Here is a 3,463-nt window from a genome sequence, read left to right as displayed (position 1 = left end):
CCTCTTCTTCCCCAAGGGCACGGCCGTCAAATTCGAAACCCCCGACTACGCCCTCGGGTTCTTCGCCGGCGACCGCAACTTCGCAGCCTAAACCAATCATGCATCCGGGATCCGTGCTGCCCTTGGCAGGTGCTGGTTTGGAGTCGGGTTTCCGCGGTGTCATCTGTGTGGCGTTCGGTTCATCAGATGGCACCGCGGGTCATGAAACCGGTGGGCGGCCCAGGCTTGATCTCCGTTTCGGGTCTGCAAACCCTCAAGCCCTGTCGGATTTGAAGGTCGTGCTGGGAGTTACGCGCGTCGGGGCTCGACTGGTCCTCGCCGGTCCTCCAGCCGACATCCACGCAGCCGCCTCGCTGGCCGCGGGTTGCGGGTTGACCGACGAGGAGATGACCCTTCTGCCTGATGAGACTGGACCGCGGATCATCTTCTGCGGGCATTGCCATACCCGCACAAAAGCTGATCAACCCATCGGTTCCGAGGTGGACTGCCAGGGGTGCGGCACCACTTTGTTCTTTACAGATCACTTTTCCCGCCGTGTTGGTGGGTATTTAGGATTCTCAGCGCACGCGGAGGAGGCAACATGACAGTGACGGCTCTCGCAACCAGTATCCATCCTGCGGTCGAAGGCGGCCTTCAGCTGGAGGTGAGGGATGTCAGCAGGCAGACGGACTGCATTGTCAGTATCACGTTTGCTGACCCCTCGGGCGCAACCCTGCCGTCTTATGTCCCGGGAAGCCACCTCATCGTTCAGTACGCAGATGGAGGCGCGAATGCCTATTCCCTCACCGGCTCAGGCAACAGTCCTACGCAATACACGATCTCCGTCCTTCAGGTCGAAGGCGGCGCTGGCGGTTCTTTAGCCATGCATCGTCTCGCCATCGGTGACCGGGTTCATACGTCTTTGCCCCGCAGCGCTTTTGCTCCTGCGGCAACAGCTACGCACCATCTGCTGATCGCCGCCGGGATCGGTATCACCCCGGTGCTCTCCCACGCCCGGTACGCCGCCGAGTGGGGTACGAAAGCATCACTGATCTACGTGTACCGGCCTGGAGCGGGAGCTCACGTCAAAGAAGCGAGGGACCTGCTCGGATCAGCCTTGACGGAGTGCAGCAATCGTCAGAGTTTCCAGGAAGCTCTGATGGAAGCTCTCACGAATCAGAAGCTTGGGACTCACCTTTACGTCTGCGGCCCGACTGCTTTCATGGACGGCGTCCTCGAACAGGCGCAGAACCTGGGTTGGCCCCAGGGCCTGCTGCACTCAGAAGCGTTCGGCGCAGCCGAACTCGATGCCGGCGAACCGTTCGCGGTCAACCTCGCCCGCAGCGGTGTCAGGTTGGAGGTTCCGGCTGGCGTCTCATTGCTGGAAACCCTTGAGAACGCAGGAAAAAGTATTCCGAATATGTGTCGTAAGGGGATTTGCGGTGAATGTGTCTTGCCTGTCCTTCGCGGGAAACCCCTGCACCGGGACCTTTACCTGACGGACCAGGAAAAGGCTGAAAACACCACCATCATGTGCTGTGTCTCGCGCAGCGTAGACGAAGAATTGGAGTTGGACCTGTGAGTATCACCACGAGAGACGACCATCCAAGTACCTCTGTCCTGCCCGAACGAATCAGACGCTTTCCCTGGCCTTTCATCGCCGAGAATTACCGCTACAGCGCCAACGTCGAGCCGGCTAACAAAGTAGTGAAGACAGAAGTGGGTGAATGGGGAAGTTCGCTGATTGATATCGACGAGTACTACCTCGAGGAACTGAGGGAACGCGAGGCAATACTGGAACGAGATCCCTCACGCCTCCAGTTTCTTCCTCATATGCGGCCTGCCATCTGGGACGCCATAACTACCCTGCTGCCTGCCATGGCAAAGGACTACCCAGACACAATGTCCTTCACCAAAGAAGGCAAGAGATGTCGATGGCGCAACGACCTGCAGAACCTGGACGTGCAGTTCACCGTCGGGGTCGATGACTCACTTCCGATGGGACCGTTGCGGTTCCTCGGCAGCCAGATCCAGGACGATATGGCCTTCCTCGATAAGCGTGAGGACGCACTGTGGCTCGACGCGGGAGTTATCACCTTCGCCGCGGACTGGTCGATCGGGTTTGACACCGGTATGAAGTTCCACGAGATCCACGGCCCAGTTCCGCGGATCACTGAAGAACGCATCGTGAGCCGTGCCGAGCAGTTCCTCCTGCGCCTGCAGCCCGGTGAGCAATACCGGAGGACCAACTGGACGATGACGATAGATCACCGTCTGGACACATCGACCGAAACATACCCGCAATGGGCCCATGACCGTAGCACCCTAGCTGAGGACCCCAACTTGCCGGAGCGGCTCCACCTGCGGGTTGAGGTACAACACCTCGTTTGCCTTCCACACACCGGAACTGTGTTGTTCCTGATCCGGTCCTATCTCCTGCCTCTCACCGACATCGCGAAAGTACCTGCTTGGCGGGAAAACCTCGGCCATGTCCTGGCCGAGCTTCCGGACGACATGGCTGAGTACAAGGGATTCATCCGCTACCGCAAAGCGGCATCTGACTGGCTGTTGGCCGGCTGACCAGAGGCACAGCTCTTTTCCGTTCAGTTCTGACTCGTTTGGCCACCAGAACTGGGTTACAGGCCTATTTTCAATCAATTTCCGATTCATGTATTCAAGGAGAGAACGATGAGTATCGACAGTGACGTCAACACCGTAGTTGGGGTGGAGTACCCCCTTGATCCGCTTTCCCGTGCTGAGATTTCGCGTGCGGCTTCGATCTTGAAGGAGGGGCCGGCTGCGGCGGATTCGTTCCGTTTCATCAGTATCGAGTTGCGTGAGCCGGCGAAGGATTTGCTGCGGGCCGGTATTGAGACGGTGCGTGAGGCTGACGCGGTCCTGATCGATCGTGCCGAGGGGCGCTCTTATGAGGCGATCGTCGACCTTGATGCGGGCATCGTCTCGACGTGGACGCAGTTGGGTGCGGGAGTGCATCCGCCGTTCATGCTGGACGAGTTCGCCGAGGGTGAGGAGAGCTGCCGGAAGAACCCCGAGGTCATCGCGGCCCTGGCAGCTCGTGGCATCACCGATATGGGATTGGTGTGCTTCGAGCCGTGGTCGGTGGGTNACGAAGGACGGCGCCTGATGCGCGCCCTGGTCTTCGTCCGTGACGAGCCCGACGACAGCCCGTATGCCCACCCGATCGAGAACTTCATCGTCATCGTCGACCTCAACACCGGCGAGGTCGTGCAGCTCCAGGACGATGAGAAGACACCTGTTCCGGCCGCTAGCGGCAATTACCTGCCCAAGTACGTCGGCCCGGCCCGGACCGATCTGAAGCCCATTTCCATCACCCAGCCCGAAGGCCCGTCCTTCACGGTCACCGGTAACCATGTCCAGTGGGCCAACTGGACGTTCCGCATCGGATTCACCCCCCGCGAGGGCCTGGTCCTGCACCAGCTGCGCTACCAGGACAAGGGCGTGG

At 59.8% G+C, this 3,463-nt stretch carries 4 protein-coding genes; all 4 read left to right on the top strand.

All coding sequences use genetic code 11. The features are described from left to right. The first annotated feature begins 98 nt into the window (after window positions 1-98). Window positions 99-584, top strand: coding sequence for a dimethylamine monooxygenase subunit DmmA family protein (locus tag D6T63_RS20065; protein ID WP_120150849.1), 486 nt, complete (start codon window positions 99-101; stop codon window positions 582-584). After that, entirely contained in the window at window positions 581-1,561 is a 981-nt protein-coding gene (locus D6T63_RS18770; protein ID WP_120150848.1) for a PDR/VanB family oxidoreductase, read from the top strand. Before D6T63_RS20065 ends, D6T63_RS18770 begins: the two co-directional genes overlap by 4 nt. Next, complete coding sequence (locus D6T63_RS18765) at window positions 1,558-2,559, top strand: heme-dependent oxidative N-demethylase family protein (protein ID WP_120150847.1); 1,002 nt, start codon at window positions 1,558-1,560, stop codon at window positions 2,557-2,559. The genes D6T63_RS18770 and D6T63_RS18765 overlap by 4 nt, the downstream gene beginning before the upstream one ends. Window positions 2,560-2,667: 108 nt before the next feature. Beyond that, a partial coding sequence (locus D6T63_RS18760) for a copper amine oxidase (protein ID WP_456236545.1) occupies window positions 2,668-3,463 on the top strand: 796 nt, incomplete at its 3' end.

It is taken from the genome of Arthrobacter cheniae, assembly GCF_003602275.1.
Taxonomy (GTDB): Bacteria; Actinomycetota; Actinomycetes; order Actinomycetales; family Micrococcaceae; genus Arthrobacter_D; species Arthrobacter_D cheniae.
Note: the sequence above shows the minus strand (reverse complement) of the source record. Positions and strands in the feature narration are given on the sequence as shown.